This is a genomic window from Mucilaginibacter hurinus (assembly GCF_003324525.1).
GTDB classification, from domain to species: domain Bacteria; phylum Bacteroidota; class Bacteroidia; order Sphingobacteriales; family Sphingobacteriaceae; genus Mucilaginibacter; species Mucilaginibacter hurinus.
Genome location: NZ_QGDC01000001.1, coordinates 385,370 through 405,581, shown reverse-complemented (window position 1 = coordinate 405,581; position 20,212 = coordinate 385,370). Strand labels below are relative to the sequence as shown.

The 20,212-nt window shown below is 41.0% G+C and carries 25 protein-coding genes; 8 read left to right on the top strand and 17 right to left on the bottom strand.

Annotated features, from left to right (window positions below; all coding sequences use genetic code 11):
- Nucleotide 1 precedes the first annotated feature (1 nt).
- The 4 genes from DJ568_RS01755 to DJ568_RS01740 all read right to left on the bottom strand — a co-directional run bounded on the left by DJ568_RS01755 (nt 2) and on the right by DJ568_RS01740 (nt 3,301).
- Complete coding sequence (locus DJ568_RS01755; RefSeq protein ID WP_114003507.1) at nt 2-358, bottom strand: response regulator; 357 nt, start codon at nt 356-358, stop codon at nt 2-4.
- A 262-nt stretch (nt 359-620) separates the two neighbouring features.
- Nucleotides 621-1,766, bottom strand: a complete 1,146-nt coding sequence (locus tag DJ568_RS01750) for a BamA/TamA family outer membrane protein (protein WP_233496600.1) — start codon at nt 1,764-1,766, stop codon at nt 621-623.
- Between the two features lie 177 nt (nt 1,767-1,943).
- Nucleotides 1,944-2,240: a glycine zipper domain-containing protein gene (locus DJ568_RS01745; RefSeq protein ID WP_114003505.1), complete on the bottom strand. Its 297-nt coding sequence runs from the start codon at nt 2,238-2,240 to the stop codon at nt 1,944-1,946.
- 83 nt (nt 2,241-2,323) lie between these two features.
- Nucleotides 2,324-3,301 (bottom strand): GlxA family transcriptional regulator, encoded by a 978-nt coding sequence (locus DJ568_RS01740; protein ID WP_114003504.1) that lies wholly within the window; start codon nt 3,299-3,301, stop codon nt 2,324-2,326.
- A 236-nt stretch (nt 3,302-3,537) separates the two neighbouring features.
- On the opposite strand from DJ568_RS01740, the gene DJ568_RS01735 reads away from it, so the two are divergent.
- On the top strand, nt 3,538-3,999 hold the full coding sequence (locus DJ568_RS01735) for an SRPBCC family protein (RefSeq protein ID WP_158534849.1): 462 nt from the start codon (nt 3,538-3,540) through the stop codon (nt 3,997-3,999).
- Nucleotides 4,000-4,104: 105 nt separating this feature from the next.
- Nucleotides 4,105-5,334 (top strand): multidrug effflux MFS transporter, encoded by a 1,230-nt coding sequence (locus DJ568_RS01730; RefSeq protein ID WP_114003502.1) that lies wholly within the window; start codon nt 4,105-4,107, stop codon nt 5,332-5,334.
- 23 nt (nt 5,335-5,357) lie between these two features.
- On the opposite strand, the gene DJ568_RS01725 is transcribed toward DJ568_RS01730, so the two are convergent.
- From DJ568_RS01725 to DJ568_RS01710, 4 genes are all read right to left on the bottom strand, one after another.
- Nucleotides 5,358-5,762, bottom strand: coding sequence for a hypothetical protein (locus DJ568_RS01725; protein WP_114003501.1), 405 nt, complete (start codon nt 5,760-5,762; stop codon nt 5,358-5,360).
- Between the two features lie 4 nt (nt 5,763-5,766).
- Nucleotides 5,767-6,252 carry a hypothetical protein gene (locus tag DJ568_RS01720; protein WP_114003500.1) on the bottom strand — a complete coding sequence of 162 codons (486 nt, stop codon included), beginning with the start codon at nt 6,250-6,252 and terminating at the stop codon, nt 5,767-5,769.
- Nucleotides 6,236-6,733 (bottom strand): sigma-70 RNA polymerase sigma factor region 4 domain-containing protein, encoded by a 498-nt coding sequence (locus DJ568_RS01715; RefSeq protein ID WP_114003499.1) that lies wholly within the window; start codon nt 6,731-6,733, stop codon nt 6,236-6,238. The genes DJ568_RS01720 and DJ568_RS01715 overlap by 17 nt, the downstream gene beginning before the upstream one ends.
- A gap of 69 nt (nt 6,734-6,802) precedes the next feature.
- Complete coding sequence (locus tag DJ568_RS01710) at nt 6,803-7,720, bottom strand: DUF6263 family protein (RefSeq protein WP_114003498.1); 918 nt, start codon at nt 7,718-7,720, stop codon at nt 6,803-6,805.
- 276 nt (nt 7,721-7,996) lie between these two features.
- Here DJ568_RS01710 and DJ568_RS01705 point away from each other — a divergent pair, with 276 nt between their 5' ends.
- On the top strand, nt 7,997-8,482 hold the full coding sequence (locus tag DJ568_RS01705) for a hypothetical protein (RefSeq protein WP_147238689.1): 486 nt from the start codon (nt 7,997-7,999) through the stop codon (nt 8,480-8,482).
- Between the two features lie 16 nt (nt 8,483-8,498).
- On the opposite strand, the gene DJ568_RS01700 is transcribed toward DJ568_RS01705, so the two are convergent.
- The 4 genes from DJ568_RS01700 to DJ568_RS01685 are packed head-to-tail and all read right to left on the bottom strand — an operon-like array spanning nt 8,499 to nt 11,971.
- On the bottom strand, nt 8,499-9,371 hold the full coding sequence (locus tag DJ568_RS01700) for an endonuclease/exonuclease/phosphatase family protein (RefSeq protein WP_114003496.1): 873 nt from the start codon (nt 9,369-9,371) through the stop codon (nt 8,499-8,501).
- 5 nt (nt 9,372-9,376) lie between these two features.
- A complete protein-coding gene (locus DJ568_RS01695) occupies nt 9,377-10,363 on the bottom strand; it encodes an MlaD family protein (protein WP_114003495.1) in 987 nt (328 codons plus the stop codon).
- A 20-nt stretch (nt 10,364-10,383) separates the two neighbouring features.
- Nucleotides 10,384-11,157 (bottom strand): ABC transporter ATP-binding protein, encoded by a 774-nt coding sequence (locus DJ568_RS01690; RefSeq protein WP_114003494.1) that lies wholly within the window; start codon nt 11,155-11,157, stop codon nt 10,384-10,386.
- A gap of 4 nt (nt 11,158-11,161) precedes the next feature.
- Nucleotides 11,162-11,971 carry an MlaE family ABC transporter permease gene (locus DJ568_RS01685; RefSeq protein WP_114003493.1) on the bottom strand — a complete coding sequence of 270 codons (810 nt, stop codon included), beginning with the start codon at nt 11,969-11,971 and terminating at the stop codon, nt 11,162-11,164.
- A 225-nt stretch (nt 11,972-12,196) separates the two neighbouring features.
- Between DJ568_RS01685 and DJ568_RS01680 the strand changes: the two genes are divergently transcribed.
- Nucleotides 12,197-12,460 (top strand): hypothetical protein, encoded by a 264-nt coding sequence (locus DJ568_RS01680; RefSeq protein ID WP_114003492.1) that lies wholly within the window; start codon nt 12,197-12,199, stop codon nt 12,458-12,460.
- Between the two features lie 13 nt (nt 12,461-12,473).
- On the opposite strand, the gene DJ568_RS01675 is transcribed toward DJ568_RS01680, so the two are convergent.
- Nucleotides 12,474-12,983, bottom strand: coding sequence for a hypothetical protein (locus DJ568_RS01675; protein WP_114003491.1), 510 nt, complete (start codon nt 12,981-12,983; stop codon nt 12,474-12,476).
- A 136-nt stretch (nt 12,984-13,119) separates the two neighbouring features.
- Here DJ568_RS01675 and DJ568_RS01670 point away from each other — a divergent pair, with 136 nt between their 5' ends.
- A complete protein-coding gene (locus DJ568_RS01670) occupies nt 13,120-13,926 on the top strand; it encodes an acetolactate decarboxylase (RefSeq protein WP_114003490.1) in 807 nt (268 codons plus the stop codon).
- Nucleotides 13,927-13,983: 57 nt separating this feature from the next.
- Here the strand turns inward: DJ568_RS01670 and DJ568_RS01665 are convergent, their stop codons facing one another.
- From DJ568_RS01665 to DJ568_RS01655, 3 genes are all read right to left on the bottom strand, one after another.
- Complete coding sequence (locus DJ568_RS01665) at nt 13,984-14,901, bottom strand: hypothetical protein (protein WP_114003489.1); 918 nt, start codon at nt 14,899-14,901, stop codon at nt 13,984-13,986.
- 112 nt (nt 14,902-15,013) lie between these two features.
- Nucleotides 15,014-15,451, bottom strand: coding sequence for an LSm family protein (locus tag DJ568_RS01660; protein ID WP_114003488.1), 438 nt, complete (start codon nt 15,449-15,451; stop codon nt 15,014-15,016).
- Between the two features lie 73 nt (nt 15,452-15,524).
- On the bottom strand, nt 15,525-16,370 hold the full coding sequence (locus tag DJ568_RS01655; protein ID WP_114003487.1) for an AraC family transcriptional regulator: 846 nt from the start codon (nt 16,368-16,370) through the stop codon (nt 15,525-15,527).
- A gap of 149 nt (nt 16,371-16,519) precedes the next feature.
- On the opposite strand from DJ568_RS01655, the gene DJ568_RS01650 reads away from it, so the two are divergent.
- The gene (locus DJ568_RS01650) at nt 16,520-17,629 is read left to right on the top strand and encodes a Gfo/Idh/MocA family protein (protein ID WP_114003486.1); all 1,110 of its coding nucleotides are present in this window, start codon (nt 16,520-16,522) and stop codon (nt 17,627-17,629) included.
- A 28-nt stretch (nt 17,630-17,657) separates the two neighbouring features.
- Entirely contained in the window at nt 17,658-18,563 is a 906-nt protein-coding gene (locus tag DJ568_RS01645) for a sugar phosphate isomerase/epimerase family protein (RefSeq protein WP_114003799.1), read from the top strand.
- Nucleotides 18,564-18,655: 92 nt separating this feature from the next.
- On the opposite strand, the gene DJ568_RS01640 is transcribed toward DJ568_RS01645, so the two are convergent.
- The gene (locus DJ568_RS01640; protein ID WP_114003485.1) at nt 18,656-19,675 is read right to left on the bottom strand and encodes a fatty acid desaturase; all 1,020 of its coding nucleotides are present in this window, start codon (nt 19,673-19,675) and stop codon (nt 18,656-18,658) included.
- A gap of 155 nt (nt 19,676-19,830) precedes the next feature.
- Between DJ568_RS01640 and DJ568_RS01635 the strand changes: the two genes are divergently transcribed.
- A complete protein-coding gene (locus DJ568_RS01635; protein WP_114003484.1) occupies nt 19,831-20,031 on the top strand; it encodes a hypothetical protein in 201 nt (66 codons plus the stop codon).
- Nucleotides 20,032-20,212: the final 181 nt, after the last annotated feature.

The following is a 20,212-nucleotide window of genomic DNA, read 5'->3' as shown; positions in this document are numbered from 1 at the left end:
GTTAAATAAGTTTATTCACCTTCTCGACCAACTCACCCAAATCAAAAGGTTTATTTATAATGGCATCACAACCATAAGCGGCCAATTCATTGCCGTCATTAACATATGCTGAGAAAATGATTACCGGGATATTATTAAAACGCGGATGTGTTTTAATGCGCTGGCAAATTTCGCCGCCATTTGCGCCTGATAAACGATAATCAAGAATAACAAGATGGGGGTTAAATTCCTCTACAAGTGGCATTACATCATCGCCATCTCCTGTGCTTTTCACTTCAAACTTTTCGTAGGTTAAAGTTTCATGCACAACATCAAGGATGTCGCTATTATCGTCAAGTACTAAAATACGTTTTAACATTTTAATTTTATAAAGCGGATAAGCGAAGAAAGATAAAAGTATGTAGCTTATGACGGCGCCGGTAAAGGCGAAAAGTTTTATGCCCGATTATTCGTATATCAGCAAGCAAAAATAGTAAAATTTATAAAAATACCCTTTTGTTGTATTAAACATGGGATTACTCAAAGTGGTACGTACAAGAAAAAACCCAGTTGTGAGTTATGGAAAGCAGATTTTTAGTCTATTAAACTTTATTTAAAAGGCGTAATGTTTCTGTTACAAATTAAAATGCTTCGCCTAGATTAACCATGATTGCCGAGTAGCCTTTACTAAATCCGTAATCAATGCCAATATTTGTACCCGACTTTTTGTTAAACTTAATACGCAGGCCAGCGCCGGCGGCCGGATGCCAAAAAGCAAACCGGTTATTGTTTGGTTCGCTTACTGAATTAACACTTGCAAATAAAACGTAACCAAAAAGACCATTACGGGTTATATCGCTACGGTATTCACTTTCAAAATAAAACAATTTTTCGCCACGATACCGGTTTTGTTCTATTCCGCGGCCTGAACGCTGGTACGGGTCCCAGCCAATGCTTGGCAAGTTTAAGTAAGGAGTGCCGTTGGTAAGGGATGTCCAGTAGTATGACCAAAAAGCGAGAACGTTTTTTTTATTACTTGCCGGGTTCAGCGAGATATATTTACGCACATCAATATAAAGCGATTGCCAATGATCAATACTTCCGAGTATGCGCGGGTTAAACCTGTATATAATGTTACCATATACTCCCGGCAATGGGTTAATAGAGTTATTGCGCGTATCATAAAGCAAATTAATGCTTGCGCCGGATGAGAACGAGTTTTTACCTGTTCCGAAAGTATAGCCCGTGAATTTTTCAACTTCACCCGGATTATCAGTCTTTACATTGATATAATAATCCAGGTTGTATCCAATTCCGGCAAAAAAATAGGGTTGTATTCGTTTAAGCGCGCTTTGATATAGCCGTATATAATTGTAGTCAAGAAGTATTTTATCATTATTGTCGCGTCTTCCGCCCAGCCCCCAGGTGTATTGGGGATATATTAGTATGCGGGTGTCGCCTAAAATATTCCAAGAGTTATTCTTCAGCCATATATTTGAACGTACAGGCAAGCCATAACGACCTTTAAAATTAAAATATGGGGCAAATGTAACGCTTGATATATAGGTTGTATTTCTGTCACCGAGGTAAAATCCGGCAGTTGTTGATGTAAAAAGGGCTTTGCCTCCGCCGGGCACCGCTGACGATACCGGCAAAAACGAGAAGTAAACAGACTTATCTTTTTCTGCCTTTATCGTGCGCGGGCGAACATTAAATAACGATCGCGCAACATCTATCAAGTCTCTTTGGTTGTCAAGGGTATCTGTATTAGTCGTGTCCTTTATCATCTTAGGTTGCGCCCAAAGGCAACAGGGGAGAAGCAATAAGGCCGTAAGTAGAAATTTAGACATAAAGCAGGTAAACGGATAAAACGGCAAATCCGTTTAATCTCCACACATTTCAGGTACGTAATATAACATTAAAAATAAACAGCACCGTTATTTGCGGTGCTGTTTATTCAATGCCTATTGGTTTTTTTTCACTGTGCTTTTTTTGTAGGTGGCAGCTTTTTTTTCTTTATTCATACGTTTTTCGTTTCCGATAACATAACCGGTACCTGCCCCTAACGCGCCACCTATCAGCGCGCCTTTAACATTGCCGCCAACAATGCCACCTACCACGGCACCGCCGGCACCGCCTATAATTGCACCTTTACCTTGCGGGCTTATATCTTTTTTTGGAGTTTGCTGCGCCGAGGCAGTTTCGCCTGCCGATAGTAGTAACGCCATGGCCAGGCTTGTACATATTGCAAATTTTTTCATGGCTCATTATTTTCTAACGTGTAAAGCAAATAATACGCCAATATGAATTGGTTGTATGTAAGTTATTGCTAATTAGGTGGTTGTTAATTGTTTTTTATGCTATTGAATTTATCTCTGTATTCTTTAGGAGTAAGACCCACACCTTTTTTAAACAATTGTCTGAATGATTTTACATCGTTATAGCCTGAATTATACATTACCTCGGTTATACTTTGATTGGTTTTTTCCAAAAGCTTTTTTGCCCCTTCAAGCCGCGTACGCTGCAGGTATTCAATAGGGGTAATACCTGTAGCATGTTTAAAGCGCCTCACAAAATTGCGCCTGCTGGAAGGAATATCACCTATTATCTCTTCAACGGTGGCCGGCTTTGGATATAACGTTTCCATACGTTGCTGAGCATCGGCGACAAGTGTATCTGTATGGTTTTTAGTAGGTAAAAACGTTGCGAAATAATTCTGCCTGTCGCGGTCCATATCGATAGCAAACAGCTTGGCAATTTGCACAGCTACATCGCGCCCGCAAAATTTTTCAACAAGCAGCAATAATAAATGGAAGGTATTGGTAGCACCCCCGCTTGTATAAACGCCGGCCTCATGCGTAACAACATTATCAGGCTGCACGTTTATTTCGGGAAAATTTTTAGCAAGTTCATAAGTTGCCAGCACATGGGTTGTAGCCTTTCGGCCATTTAGCAGCCCTGTTGCAGCAAGCAGAAACGCACCTGTACAAAAACTGGCCACCTCCGCGCCGTCATGATATTGCTGCTGTACCCATGGGATAAAATCGCTGTTAAGCCTTATAGCATCGCCTATATCGGCATAATCGGGCGTAAATGCCGGTACCAATATCAGGTTAGCCTGGCCGGCATCACTTATTTTATTTACGGTGTACTTGTTATGCACGCTAAGCGGTTGGTGCTGATTGCTCACTACTTGAATATTAAACACCGGCGGTTCAAGCCTGCGCGTATAATACTGGTTGGCACTTTCAAAAATGTCAAGTATTGCGGCAATACTTATAGGGCGGCACTGATTTGTATACAGCAGGGCTATGTTTATCATTCTTAGGTTTTAGTAAACTAATGTATAAATTTTTTTGTCGTGTTTGCCCCCTTTTATTGACATTATTTGCCATTAGTAGCCTGATTGATTACTGTAATTTTGTGTAATAAATTAGCAGGTGAAGCGCGGTAACACAATTGTATGCCCTGAGCACCTGCTTACATTATTGTCACACACGCTCAAATTTTAGGTTCATGTTGTTTAACTTAAATTGCTATCATTACACAAACAGTGCAATGATGGAGGCTATCACCCATCAGGTATGGATAAAAGCAAGTGCCCGACGGGTATATGACGCCGTTACCCAGCAAGAGGGGTTAACCCAGTGGTGGATAACAAAGGCTACCGTTAAGCCTGAAATTGGTTTTATAAACAAGTTTGATGAAGGCAAGGGCGGAATTACACCAATGCAGATCACCGCTCTTCAACCACATAGTTATGTAGCATGGAAATGCCTGTTGACCGACGAATGGCAAAACACAACAATAAGTTTTGATATAACCGAACAGAACGGCGCTGTAATATTAAACTTCAGGCACGATGGATGGAGGGCGCAAACCGAGTATTTTTCGATATGTAATTTTCACTGGGCCAGGCATCTTTTAATGCTTAAGAACTACTGTGAAACAGGCAAGGGCCGCCTTGACGAAAACCGGAGAGAGAATTGGGGCGAGTTGCATGGCCTTGTAAATGGTTAGCGCCGGATTTTTAGTTTACATTAGTTATGGTTATTTGCCCCGGCTTAAATTTAAACACGCATATTTATAGTCAGGATGAAAGTAAAAGTTTAGCAAATATATTTCATGACCAGGCAACGCCATTTTTTTTTAATACTTATACTGGGGTCTTTAACCGCCCTGCCGCCATTTTCCATTGACATGTACTTGCCGGGTTTTCCGGCGATAGCCAGGTTTCTGCATACCGATGTAGCGGGTGTAGCACTGTCACTGTCAGCGTTTTTTATCGGTTTGGCGTTTGGGCAATTATTATACGGGCCCTTACTGGATAAGTTTGGCCGTAAGAAACCGCTTTATATCGGTTTGTTAATTTATATCATTGCATCAGTTGGCTGCGCTAGTATTACTTCATTACAAGGCTTAATAGTGTTACGCATCATTCAGGCGTTAGGCAGCTGTGCAGCAGCTGTGGCTTCCATGGCAATGGTGCGCGATCTGTTTCCGGTAAGTGAGAACGCAAAGGTTTTTGCGTTACTGATGCTGGTAGTAGGTGCGTCGCCAATGGTTGCACCCACAGTGGGGGGGTATGTTACAGCGGGGCCGGGCTGGCAATGGGTATTTATTATACTGGCCTTAATGGGCGTAGTGATATTATTAAGCGTACTATTCTTTTTACCTGACGCTTATGTGCCAGATAAAAATTTATCACTTAAACCCGTGCCTATAATTAAGGGTTTTTGGGAAGTACTTAAAACGCCCCAGTTTTATACCTATGCTTTTACGGGAGCGTTCGCGTTTTCAGGCCTTTTTGCTTACGTAGCGGGTTCTCCGCTGGTATTTATGGAGGTATACGGCCTTAATGATAAGGTATATGGTTGGATATTCGCTGCGTTATCAGTAGGTTTTATTGGTGCTAGTCAACTTAACAGCCTTTTGCTACAACGCTACAGCAGCCAACAAATCGTAAATGTTTCATTATCAGCTCAGGCACTTATCGGTGTAGCATTCCTGGTGTTATCAGCAAGCGGTTGTCTGGAGTTGTACGGCACCGTTGCTGTAATATTTTTATTTTTATGCACCATTGGTATTACTAATCCCAATACGGCAGCGTTATCTTTGGCACCGTTTTCAAAAAATGCAGGCACAGCGTCGTCGCTGTTGGGCGCATCACAGTTGGGTATAGGCGCACTGGTATCTATGAGCGTTAGTTTTTTTGATAGTATATCAGTAACGCCATTGGCAGGCGTTATATGTATTACTTCGGTAATAGCATTTTTAGTATTAGTTATTAGCCTAAAAGTAAATAATGGCCGCTTTATAACGCCTGACGGCGAGGTGCCGCTAACAATACATTAAGCAGTCAATTGGTTTGGCAACAATTAGTTCGACTTCACGGCCATTACCCGCGATCCATCAACACCAAGCGTTTCAAAGACGATAATCTTTTCTGTTAATTGTGATACATAAAATGGAAATGTTCGGGTTTGATTTCCTTCAAGCTTTTCAGTAAAATGAATATTATCGCCGTCAGTTGTAAATGTACCATGCGACAATACTTTACCGCCCCATATTATAAGTAATTTATTGTCTTTGCCAAACTCGATATATGGCTTCTCTATTTCAAGTTCACTACGCGAAACGCTATCTACCGGATTGGCCTCGGGTTTAAATACTTTAATGTAATTCCATCTCCCATACAGTGCCTCGGGTTTTATAGACGACTTGCAGGCCGAAAAAAGTAAAATGATTATAACAAACGCCGGTGATGCAAACCCTTTAAACATAATGTTAATTGGATTTCAGTTGCTTCAGTTCAGTTTTCAAGTCTTGAACCTGTTCTTTAGCCTGCCGGCTTTCGAAGTAATAATAAATGGCAAAGCCAAGAAATATTTTCCCCAGTACAAATATCGCCAGCAGCACCCACTTCCAGCCTTTATGCACACGCATGTGGGTCGACTCTGACTCGATGTCAATGTAATCGGATGTGGGCTTGTTTGAAGGGGCTTTTTGCCCAGGATCACTGTATATAGCCGGTTCACGCGGAGTGCGAAGCTCTATTTCGTCTATTTCTTTTTCAATTTTATTCCAGGTACCGGCAGGCGGAGTGATGGCCATGTTGCCGGCAATACGCTCCATGTCTGCCTCCAGTTCCCTTAATGCATCTCTTACTTCGGGATGCTTTTCCATCATATACAACACTTCCTTTGCTTCCTGCTCGGTAGCACAACCCAGTACGTAGGTTTCCAATATCCCGCTGTTAATATACTCCTGCATCTCCGCTGTTATTTCTGATGATCGAGAAGGCCTGCTTTAGTACTTTCCTTATCTCTGGTTCTGTTGTGTTGAGTTCGGCGGCTAACGTGGCTGTGTTTTTTCCGTGATAATGCACGCCGCAAAAAACTTTTTGTTGCATATCGCTCATTTGCGAAATGTGTTTATCAAATGCAGAGCCTGCAATTTTTTTGATAGTTTCGGCAACGTCGCATTGCTGCAAGCTGTTAAAAAAAGTCCATAATTTTTTGCGTGCTATCAATTGCAGTTTACAGTACTCGCTACCTTGCAGTTTTGAAAATTCCTCAAAACGCATCGCAACTTCATTAAACGTTTCAATAAGATATTTCTCAGCCTGTTCCCCGTCATTCACAACACTATCAATGTACCCAAGCAACAATCCAGCATATTTATTGTATAAGCCTTGCACAGCATTGGTTTTAAGTTGCGCAGGGGTTTGTAAATGTTGTAAACGAGTATTCAAATATTTGATAATTAAAGCACTTCAAATATAAATATAGTTTATTAAATAAGGCAAAAATGTACGCCGGGCTTATTGGGCATTTACAGAAATGTCTCTGGTAATGCTAACAGGTATTAAAATTCCGCCGGGCAAGTTTGCATTATCAATTATTCGCATATTGCCTTTTATTGAACTGGTTACGTTGGCTTGTTTTATCCAGCCACCCGCTCTGTCAATTTTTAAATTTACTGACATAGCGCCTCCCAGAGTGTATAGTATTGGCATGTCATTGAGCTCAGATTTGCTTTCATCATTATCGGTAAGTAAAGATGTGCCTTCAATTGCAAACTCTTTTGGTGTTATTGCTTTTAGCCGGTAAAGGCTACGTGCATTTACCGGTACAGGCGCCCCGTAAGATTGATTGATAACCCAGGTGTTGTTAAGAGCCACCGGCAACAGTGGGAAGATGTAGGTGTATGGCTCAACCATGCTTTTAAACGAATCGGCGCCAAATGATTGAAGCAGTTGTTTAGAAGCTTGTTCGCGTTGATCGGCAGGGATCTCATGTAAATTCAGCACAGCATTCGTAAGCGAATCATTTAAGCCATTCACCTTAAGTATATGCCCTTGGGTATTTAACCTGATTAAAAATTGTTTTCCTTTAAGCTTCGCCAGCGCACGCGAATAAATGTCATTTGCAATTATTGTCGAACTCGCTTCTATGAATCCCACTGGTAAATCTATTTTTAGATATAAACTATCATACTTTGCTGCAAGGGTATACATACTATCTTGTTTGGCTACCACTGCAAACGTTATTGTAGCAACTGTTGATAGTTCATTTTCCAACTTGTTTCCATTAATATATTGTACCGTAGTTGTTTTAGAAGAGGCCTTGAACCTGTATACCTTTTGCAACGCTAAAGTTAGTGTCACCGGTATTTTTTGTGCAATTGATTGCTGCAATGAAATTATTGACAACAGGATACAGGTGCACAGATATTTCATTAACAAATATATTAAAAGAGGTTAAAAGTGTTTACAGTTATGTGGCTCTTTCGTTGCAGTTAAAAACATGAACAATATGGATAATTGTAGACAATAATGAACAAATTGGCCAATTGTGTATAAACTACAATTACATGGTGCTTTGCAATTGTTAATTATGATGAAATGTTATTGAACTTTTGGTTAATTTTAGAACATAACGGAGTTAAATTGATATATCTGCACACATATCAAAGGTTTTATCCATACTGGCAAATATTTAGCTATATGTGGGCAATGGAAAATATCAACCCTATGGCATCATATCATATTTATAATAAATACATTACATCAATTTATAAAGCCAAGCAGGCGTTTAGTCATTACGAGAGATACAAAAAATGTTTTTCAATCCGCTCAATGGATAACGAAATGAGTGAGATTTTTGCAAAGCTAGGTTTGCATTACAGTAAATTAATTAGTTTGGTAAACAGCAGAAAGGTATCCGATAGCGGCAGTACGGGCCGAGATTTAGTTACAATAGATGGTTGTGAAGAACTAATGAAAGAGAAAGCATCATTTTTTAATAATATCATCTGTTTTCTTGAAAAAAACAAAAACGGTGTTTTACAAGCATTAGGCGCTAGTGGCAATAGCGAAGCTATTGATAAGGAAATTACAGCACTGGAAACAAATTTAGATCATGCAGATAAAGTTGTGAGCCGTATGGATGCCTTAATTAAGACGTCGCAGCAAATTTATGTAACCAAGCAAGCAGGATAACGGCAAATTAACCCGGTTAATAATGAAGCACCACCATTGCCGGGAAATGATCAGACGGTAATCGCAGTTGCGGCGTAGCGCCCGCGGTGGAAGGTCCAAAATAGGTATCGCCTAAAATGGCAAAACGCTGTGCTTTAAATCCCGGCGTAACAAAAATGTGGTCTATACGCCTGGTAGAGTGCATGGATGGATCAAACTGGTTAAAAGTGCCATTTGTAGCGTATCTTATCGGCGAAAGATCATATACATCTCTTACAACTTCAGATGTGTTCAGCAAAGAGTAAGTTTCATTGTGCTGGTCGGCGTTAAAATCGCCGGTAATTATAACAGGCGTTTTACCAGCAATTTCCTTAATTTTAACAAGCAACAGTTTTGCGCTTTCAAGCCGGGCTTTTACTCCTACGTGGTCTAAGTGGAGGTTAAAAAAATAAAATTTAAAACCGCTCTTTTTATCTCTGAACTGCGCCCATGAGCACGTACGCGGGTACATGGCGTCCCAACCTTTAGCAGGTTTGCTTGTAACCGGTGCAAACCAAAAAGTGCCCTGCTTTAGTAAACTAAATTTGTTAATCTTATAAAAGATGGAGGCATATTCGCCACCTTGTTTGCCATCGTCGCGGCCGCCTCCGATATAGGTATACCCGGGCAACGATTTCAGCAGGTCTTCCTGCTGAACGTACTGGCCTTCCTGTGTACCTAATATATCAAAATCGTGAAACTGAATAAGCTTAGCTATAACCGGGTAACGCTGATGCCAGCCGTTTCCCTGCAATGAATCATTAGCGTTTTTATAGCGAATGTTATAGGTAGCAACTCTTAACTGCTGCGCTGCCGATGATAAGTTGGCGGCCAGTATAACAACTACAATAATAGCCCTTAGTGCATTCATTATTATTACCTGTTGTTCGCACTGTCAGCACGTGCTTTTTCACGTTTTTTAAAAAAACCGCGTAGCAGGAAATTGTGCTGCAACGCTTCAAGGTTATCATTCAACTTAACTGAACTTTCTTCAAGGTTATTTATAGTACTTTGCACCTTTGTTGCCGATTTACCGTCATTAAGCAATATGCCCAAGGCATTATCGGTTCTGTTGAGCTTGTCGCTCGCTTTATTCAAGTTATTGGTAAGAGTGCTGGCATTGGCGGCCGCTTGTTGCAACTGGGTAACAGCTCCGCGGATACGGTTAAAGGTAACGGTATCAGTTAGCAGGTTATCGGCGAAGCCACCTTTAGTGTTCATTTTCTGGCTAAACTGGTTAAGCTGGACGGCCATGTTTGAGGCGCTTTTTGTAGTAGCTTCCAGGTTTCTCATGGCATTACGCAGCTGCACAGCCATGGTGCTGTCGGCCAATAATGCGCCAACAGTGCCTTGTCCTTGTAAAATTTGATGGCTTAGCTGTTTAAAGTCTTTGGTAATGGCCAGCAGGTTTTGGTTGTTTTGCTGTAATGTAGCCATCATGTCTTCGGTGGAAAGTAATTTTTCTGATTGCAGAAAATCACCGTCCTGCACAACAGGTGCGTTGGGCGTACCACCGTCAATCACAATTATTTTATTACCTATAAAACCGTCTGAACTTATGCGCACACCCGCGTTGCGGTGAATAAACTCCTGCACCTTTGCGTCAATATTCATCACAACATCAACCTGCGACATGCCGGCAAAGCTTATCTCTTTAATGGTGCCCACCTTCACTCCTGAAAACCATACGTTGCCACCTTTTTTTAAACCGTTAACGTCGCTAAATCTTGAGCGGATGTGTATGCTTTTTACAAAGGCCTTTTGCGAGTTACCTAATGTAAGCACGCCCACTACAAATATTAATAACCCGAGAGCTATAAATATGCCTACAAAAACCGCTTTTTTTCTTTCCGAAGCATCCATGTTGATGGTATGTTTAATATCTATTGTATAAAATTATAATCAAAAAACGGCTTAACCCGTTCGTCGTCTGTTGCAAATACCTCATCAAATTTTCCCACGCGCTGAAATTGGCCATCTAAAAGCATCGCAATCCTGTCGCCCGTGCTTTTCGCACAAGTAAGGTCGTGTGTGATAATGATAGATGAGGTATGATATCTTTGCTGAACTTCATTGATCAGATCATTAATCTCAATGCAGGTAATAGGGTCAAGGCCAGCCGTTGGTTCATCATACAACATTATTTCAGGATTAAGTATCAGCGTACGTGCTATACCGATACGTTTACGCTGACCTCCTGAAAGTTCAGATGGCATTTGATTAATGGTTTGCGACAACCCCACGGCGTCGAGTACTGTTTCAACAGCGTTATCTATCTCTCCGCGGGTTATGCCCTTACGATTACGCACTAACGGAAACTCAAGATTTTTTCGCACAGTCATACTATCATACAAGGCGCTGTTTTGAAATGAAAAACCAATACGTATCCTAAGCTCCTGTAATTCTTTGGTGCTGAGCATCAAAACATCATTACCTAAAACTTTAATGCTGCCCTTATCTGGTCGTAACAAACCCGATATCAGTTTGATAAGTACTGATTTTCCCGTACCGGACCGGCCGAGCACTACCAGGTTTTCCCCTTGATATAGATCAAGATCAATACCACGCAGTACGTCATAGTCCCCAAAGGATTTCTCAAGCCCCCGGATACTAATTACCGCGTTGTTATGGTCGATATTTGCCGCTGTGTGTTTCATCTTTTTACCTGAACCAGCCCGCTATTTGTACAATTAATACTTCTTCAATAAATACCAGGAACATAGCTATTACTACCGCGTTATTAGCTGCTTTACCCACACCTTCGGTGCCTTTGTTAGAGTTATAACCCTGGTAACAGCCTACCAGGCCGATGGTAAAGCCAAAAACAATAGCTTTAACCAGCGAGGCTGTTATATCAGTAAACGTAATGGGCTCAAAAGCCGATTGCATAAATGCCGAGTAACTTGTGCCCTCATTTTGCGCAACGTTTAAAAAGCCGCCTACAAGCGCAATCAGCGCCGAATAAGTTGCTAGCAAAGGAATTGTTATTGTTGTTGCCAGTATGCGCGTGCATACCAAAAACTTAAAGGGTTTGGTACCTGACACTTCCATTGCGTCTATTTGTTCGGTAACGCGCATCGAACCCAATTCCGCGCCGATACTTGAGCCAACTTTACCCGCCGCTATCAGGGCGGTTACAAGTGGAGCCAATGCTTTTAAAACGGCTATTGATACCAGCGAAGGCAGCCATGATGTAGCACCAAAGTCAGTTAACGACGGCCGGGATTGTTTGGTGAAAATAAAGCCCACTATAAACCCGGTTAACGAAATTAACGGGAAGGAGCGCACACCTACTTCATAACATTGCCGCATAAACTCTTTTAATTCAAAAGGCGGCAAAAAAGCTTCCTTAAAAAACCGTCCGGTAAACGAGCCCACTTTGTATAAATCTACAAATACGTTGGTGAGCCGTTTTTTTAAACTTGAACCCGGTTTTTTTTCTCGCGAAGTGGTGGTACCTGCTTTATCCATCAATGGGGCAAAGGTATTACTTATAGTGTATACTTAATATTCATAACATTACAAAATCAGCTTTGAGTTGTTTGAACCTATTGAATATTAAATTTAGCTGACATTGCTATGGATGATTAGCCAGGCTGAATTTTTCTTAAATCAAAATTGTTACAAAGCGGCCTATGTATAAAAATTAAAAACTTTCTGTGGTTATGGTTATTATAATGTAAAACACAAAAGCAAATGGGAGCTTACAAACAAAAATGGCTGCAAATACTGCAACGTGCTAACTTGCAGGGATGGAAAATTGAGGATACCAGCGAGGGCATTTTTATTGACATGCCTAACGTCGCCGACCTTAAGCTAATACGTGATAATATACCTAATACAATTGCCGGTTTAACGCTGGATATTACAATACCGAAAGAGCGGTTGAAGTTTATATTTCATAACGGGCACGAACAGTTTGAATACGTGCTCAATCCTGATTCACCTGTTAATGATTAGATAGCGGGAAATTTTAAGGTGCGGTTAACGGTACAATTTTGCACGAAAATTTTCCTTCAGTAATAGTTACTGTGCCTGTACCATTAATGGATTTACACTGAGCTTCAAATGTGCCTTCAATGCGATCGGCCGTAAGTGAGGTTACTTTAACAGTTCCGGTCTCCCCAAGGTATTGCTGATTTGCATCAGTGGTTGAGGTATTGTAGGAGAAAATTACGCCCGGCTCAATATTGAAATCTGCAACCTGCGGAGCGTTTAACGTGATGCTTACAGCACCATCAGCCGGCTCACCAAAAATACCTGCTATTTGGATAACATTACTATTGGTATCATACACAGTAGTTACTAATGCCGCTTTTTCAGATACTCCATTCTTTTTCCAGGAAATTTCACTGTTTCCGCCCGTTGGTTTTGTATTGGTTATGGTATCAATTTCTATTATGGTGCCCCGTTTACAGCCAGTGTTGCTAACAATGGCGGCAGCAAAAAATAAGGCGGTGATAATCACGTAAAATATCTTCATGCACAGATAAAATTTAGATGGGCTAAGGTAACCAAATTATTCAGGTTTTTTCGAAGGTGCTGTAACGCAACTGTATCGGTTCGCTTATCAAAGTAATGTTTTCTTTTTGTTATTATTGTATCGTCAAACCCGCTTTATGAAAACAAGTATTCCAGGATATTTTATCGCTTTATTTTTTTTATTGTGCTTTTATGGCGTAGCTGTTGCCCAGAAGCCATCGCAGGGGAAATATGACAACCTTTACAGTGCAGGTTACGCCAGCGCTTTTATAGGCGGATTGTATGATGTACATTTCCCTTACAAGCAAATTTTAGCCCATGGCGATTTTGGATTGGGTGCGCCCGAACAACTTGACGGCGAGTTGCTGATATTTAAAGGCATTCCTTACCAAACACGTTATACAGGAAAAACAACAGTTATAGATACAAAAGGTACAGCGCCATATGCCATATCGTGTTTCTTCAAGGCTGATAAAGTAATAAGGCCCGGCCGAACGCTTAATAAAGCGGACTTTTTCAAATTTTTAGATAGCGTAACCACTAATCAAAACGGTATGTATGCCATACATGTATCGGGCAGTTTCAGCTATGTTAAAACTCGTGCATTCCCAGCCGTTGAAAAGCCGTACAAGCCGCTGGCAGCTTTATTAGCCAATCAGCGTTTTTTTGAGTTTAAAGATGTAAAAGGTGACCTGGTAGGGTTTAAACTAGGTGAGTTTGCTCAAGGACCTTTTATTGCGGGCTATCACTTTCATTTTTTGCAGGACAATAAAGCCGGTGGAGGTCACATTATTGATTTGACAGCAACGGATGTAACGGTTGAAATTGACGAACTAACCAGTTACAGCATGGACCTTCAACAAACTCCTGAATTTAAAGAATTTGATTTTAATGAAGATCGCAAAGACGAGATAAAAAGCGTTGAAAACGGTAAAAAGGACTGATAATTAATAAATTGTGTTTCAATAATAATGTAGCCATAAAGCAATTTGCGAACAAGGTTAAAAGCCAAACTGGCTTGGCGAATGGTAATAGTAAAGGTATGAAAAAACGCCTTCGCTGGTTGTATAATAACCGGATCCGTCATTAGTAAAACCTATTGCTTCACCTAGTTTTTCTTGCAGGTATGATAATTTCCGGGGCTTCGTTTGCATCGTTTGCCATATCGGTTCGTTATTTTTTCGTAGCCAGTAATACACCCGCTCATAATTTTTCAGCAATACTTGTTGCCCATCTTTTGATATATCTCCGGCGGTAACCCATTTAAACGGCTTTATTCCGGGGATAAATAGTTTGCATCGCTTTGTGAGGGTTACTGTATCGTCGGCTTTATATGCAAGAGGGGCAGTATATACGGTTACGCTGTCCCTGCGCTTGGTTACAATATAAAATAGTCTGTCAACGGGATCTATCATCAGGGTTTCGGCATCCTTAGGCCCGTCAGGGTATTTTAAGTTAAGTGCTACCGCGGTTGTATGCGTGGTTTTTTTTTTGATAAGTTGAGTGCCATCTGCTACCCGGTAAATGCTTACGAAGTTTTTACTTGAATTATTGTCCCCAATATCTGCAATGTAAATATAATTTTTGCCTTTAACCGGGCCGGGACCGGTAGCAATATCTTCGCAATCATGTGCAGATATTGCCTTAATCATGCTCCAGTTATAATATATGGTTGAAAGTACGTGTCCGTTACTTTTTACAGCAAAAAAGCGGCTGGTATCACCGCTGTCGTTATGCACATAGTAAACTCCCTCATTACTAAGCGAGCCGGCTATGCCTGAAATCTCGCTGGCAGCTTTACTCTGGATACGGCCTGATACAGTATATTTATCATCCAGGTACCTATGCCGTGCATAAGCGCCTATAAATATGATGGAAACCACTATTATAAGTATTCGTAATTTTTTGCGCCTGCTCATTCTGACCATTAACAGGCAAATTAGCAATATATTATGATTTTTTTATTATTTATCGCAAATAGTTATTACCGACTTCGATAATTGTCATAAAAATTACAAATTTTATAACGGACTAAATATTGGCAGTTATTAATTGTTTGCTAAAGTCTATCTCTGCTGCGGTACGGTAATCTGCCAGATGTAACTCATGTACATAACGGCAATTGCATGGATGGCCCGGTGCAATAAACACAGGCATATCAAAGCCAAGCTGCTGATAATATGGCGTAATAAATGCCTGCACCGGTAAATTATTGGCTGTATCAATAATTTGTGCCGTAAGTTTTTTTAAAGGCTTAAGCAAAAGTTTAATATCGCAGAGAGTAATTTCATCTGAAAGCGGTATCCAGCGGTTAATGCCGCTCACATCAATAAGCAGCGCGTTATTACGTATGCCCTGCAGGGTGCCGGTTACATCTTTTTCGTTATTTAAAAGGCTATTTATAACTACTTGCTGCCCTATGTATCTGCTAAATATAATTATCTTATCTGCTGCTGTAATTCCCGCCATATTTTTGCTAATTTAATTAGCAAATTACCGGATATTATATTTAAAAAACAAATAAAATATACCTAACACAACGTTATTGCCTGTTTTTTATCTTAAATTGATGGGGCGTTAATTTAATTATCTTTTTAAACTGTTCGTTGAAATTGGTAAGGTTGTTAAACCCGCACTCATAGCATACCGTACTAACTGATACGTCGCTTTCCATAAGGCGCCGGCAGGCGTAACCAATACGTATTTCATTTACAAAGTGCGAAAAATTCTTTTTAGTACGATTTTTAAAATAACGGCAAAATCCCGAATAGCTCATGTTGGCTATTTCGGCCACTTTGTCAAGCTGTATGTTTTCCGTAAAGTGCGTCATTACATAATCAAATACCTTATTTAGCCGGTCACTGTCGCGGGCGTTTTGGCCTCCCACCTCCGGGCTTGACAAAAGCTCGTATTCATCAGTATGCGCCAGCATGGTTAATAATTGCAGTAAGGCTATTAACCTGTCCATGCCGCTCTGTTTAAAAACGTTGTTCATTTGCGTTGCGCAAACTTCGCGTGATTTACCCACAACCCTTACACCCATTTTTGACCTCTCAAACAATAATTTAATTTTTTGCATCTCAGGTATGGCAGCAAACCCGGGTCCCAAAAAATCTTCCTGGAAATGCACCACCATCGAGCCACCTTCCTCATCCGGATTATCTTTTCTGAATAAATGGGGTAGGTTGGGGCCCAGTAAAATAAGCTCGCCCTCGGCAAAATCGCCTACATGATTGCCTATAAAGCGCTTCCCCTTACCTTTTAATATCAATGTTATCTCGTATTCCGAATGGTAATGCCAGGGTGTTTCAAAATCAGGTGTAAAAAACTTGTCTATCAAAAACGACGAATTTTTGGATAGCGGTAACTTTTGAATTAACGGTCGCATAGCATAATAAAAGGTTAAAGTGCATAATTTTTTTTACATTAATCATACTATGTCAAAAAACTATATTTTTTTGATTTAAAAGTGGTGAAACTACCTTTATTTTATCTTAACCTTTGAACCGGCCGTGTCCGTCAGTACCTTTACATATAATGTCATCCGTCAACCTTAATTATCTTCCTGCATTACCGCGCAACCGTACACCCGGCATAGGCTGCATAGGGGCAGGATTTATAATGGACGATTGTCATTTAGTGGCCTACCGGCAAGCCGGTTTTAATCCGGTGGCCATCTCATCGCGTGAACCGGAGAAAAGCCGGGCTGTTGCGCAAAGGCATAACATTAAAAATTTTTACAGCGATTACCGCGATGTAATTGCTAACCCCCAAGTCAGTATCCTTGACATTGCTGTTCCACCGGATGTACAAGTAGATATTGTGCGCGAGGCGGTAAAGCATAAGCACATTAAAGGTATACTGGTACAAAAGCCTATGGGCGTAAATTTTGATGAGGCTTTAACGGTGGTTAAGCTGTGCGCGGATGCCGGGATAACGCTTGCTGTAAACCAAAATATGCGGTATGATCAGTCTATACGTGCTTGTAAATCCGCAATTGAGCAACACTTATTAGGCAACCCGGTTTTTGCTACCATTGATATGCGTGCTATACCGCACTTTATGGATTGGCAAAAAAAAATGGGGTGGGCAACATTGCGTATAATGAGTATCCATCACCTGGACAGTTTCAGGTATTTATTTGGTGAACCGCTGTGTGTTTACGCGAGTGTAACGCAGGATCCTCGAATAAAGAAAGACTTCGATCACGAGGATGGGGTATGTGTATATATACTCGAATATGCTAATGGCTTACGTGCCGTAGCATGGGACGATATTTGGACTGGGCCGGCAAGGGAAGGTGCCATAGCAAGCCATTATATAAACTGGCGGGTAGAAGGAACCGCGGGTATGGCTAAGGGCAGTATAGGATGGCCCGCATACCCTGAAAGAAAACCGAGTACAATTGACATAACCAGTACCCTGTATCCCGGCGAGTGGATAAGCCCGCGCTGGAACGAAGTTTGGTTTCCTGATGCTTTTGCCGGACCAATGGCTCAGTTGCTTTGTGCGATTGAGAACGGTAGCGAGCCTGAAATAAGCGGTGCAGATAATTTAAAAACGATGGCCCTGGTTGATGCATGCTACTTATCATTTAAACAACACCGGCCGGTTTTTATTGAAGAAATATATTGCGGGGGTAGTTGAAAGAAAGACAAATAACAGCGAACAGCGAATGATTCAGACGGGAATATTTACAGGTTACTTTCCTTATTCGGTTAATGAAACTGCCGAACGTATACGCTCCTTAGGTTTTAATACGGTTCAACTTGATGTAAGCTTTAAAGATATAGACCTTTCGGCAGGCCAGATTACCCGGCAGAAGTGCCGCAAAGTTCGTGATGCTTTTCGTACTTATAATTTACCGGTGTGTTGTATATCTGGTTATACTAATTTAATCCATCCCGATCCGGTAAAGCGCACAGCCAACCTGACGCGCCTTAAAGAGATTATAACATTCGCGCTTGAACTTGGCTCCCCTTATGTAATTAGTGAAACAGGAACTTTTAACCGGGATAGCGACTGGATGCATCACCCTGCGAACAAAACTGACGAAGGGTATGAAGAGTGCCTGGATGTTATCGGTAATATAACCCGGTTTGCCGCTGAACATGGGGTGACATTTTTAGTTGAAACGTATGTAAATAACGTGATAGGCACTGTTGAAGAAACGTTGCGTTTGTTTAATGATGTGAATCATCCCAACCTGGGTTTGCTTATGGACCCTACAAATTATTTTGAAGACCACAATATTGATGCGATGGACAGCACCCTGAACCATATTTTTGATGCTTTGTCAAACAAGATTGTAATTGCTCACGCTAAGGATGTTAAGCGGGCAGCCCAAATGCAGGGTGTAAGTATGGCTGGTATTGAAGGTACAGAAGGACATAAACTACGCGGGGTAGGGATAATAGAATTGCCGGCGCCGGGCTTAGGCTGGCTAAATTACAACCTGTATCTTGAAAGGCTTGGACGCGACCACCCCAATATTCCGGTTATTATAGAGCACCTTGACGAGAGCGACGTAGTACGGGCTAAAAAGTTTCTGGATGCTAAGTTAATGGAGACCGGAAGATAACAGCCTACACAAGCAAATCTATTACACAAAAAAAGTCGCTATGCAAAGCGACTTTTTTTATCTTGTTAAATGCTGAGTTTATCGGGCGCTAACTACACCGCTGTAGGTTGCTCTTCTATCTTCATTTCAGCATCAGGCTTGGCTACGTCCTTTAATGGCACACGGCCGCGGTCTTTACGCAATATCCGGTTAAACAATGATATTTCGCGGTCAAACAAAAAACGTAAAAACAGCATTGTCCATGATTTGTGGTAGTGCAGGGTATCATAGTACTCCGGTGCTGCTTTTTTAATAGCCGGCAATTTGTTCCATGGTATAGATGGGAAGTCATGGTGTTCGTTATGAAAGCCCACATTAAAAGCTACCGTATTAAGCTTGCCATAATAACTGTATGTCTCCTGGTCGGCGCTATGTGTTAAGTAGTGCTCTTGTATCCATCTCGCTCCAAGCGGGTGCAGCCCTACCGAGAACATAAAGCTCAGGAAAAGGTATCCAACAGCGGCCCAGCCCATAAAGTACCAGATAGCGGTGGTAAAAGCCACTTGTATCGCTACGTTAGCTACAATCCACCAGTCAAAATTTTGTATCTCGCGTAACCGCGATAAACGGAACAACTGGAATACAGGAAAAAATAACAGCCAGATTGCTTTACCTAAAAATGAATTATTTATCATTTTTGCTTCCCAACGGTTAGGAAGGTCTGCATCAAGTTCATGGATACCCTGAAATGAGTGGTGTTTAATGTGATAACGCTCAAAAGACACCGAACTTGGGAATATTTGCGGCATATTGGCAAACATGCCGGCCCAACGATTAGCGTTGGCATTCTTAAAAAGCAACTTATGCGCGCATTCATGTATCATTACAAACAAAGCGTGGTCGGCAAATGCCCCCAATAAATAAGCGGCACCAATTATTATCCACCATGATTGGTCGCGCACAACCCAGGCCATTGCCACCTGGAAAAGTACCAAACCTATAATAGCGAAAATAGTAGTAGGATCTTTACCAATTAAGCCACGTATATGTGGGTATTGCTTAAGAATTTGCTTAGTGCGTATACGGTGCGGTTCAGAATACTCTGAATATGTAAAGTCAGTTTTTTTGGCCATGCGTTGTAAATATAGAAATAACGTTCAAAAATCGATATTATTTGCTAACGAAAAAAACTTTCTGTTTAAAAAAATGTTCTTTGTCTGGCTCAAAACCGGGCAAGTTACAAACCATTTCTTCGTAATCCTGTTGTTTAAGTATAAATAACAGGGTTATGGAACCTACAGATAAGCACTATAAATTTATTAACAGTAGTACCGGTTATTCAATTTATTACTACTCATTAAGCGGCTCGCTCACACCCGAAGAAGTAAAAGCTGAATTGGAGAAAACCCAGGCTTTTGTTGCTTCAAAAAACGGTTTGCTGTTGAATACTGTGTATTGGCAGGAAATAAAAGATGAGAGTGATGGTTAATATACAGGCAAATATCAATGCGTAGTAGCCCGTATATTCAACGGGATAATAAAAAAACCCCTGCCTTATCGAAGGGCAAGGGCAAAATTCACAACAATTGTTTAACCTTAAAAGGTCAATTCCTAATTGCAATGTGATTCTGTATGTATAACACGTTCTCCTGCAATTTAGTTTGCTGTTT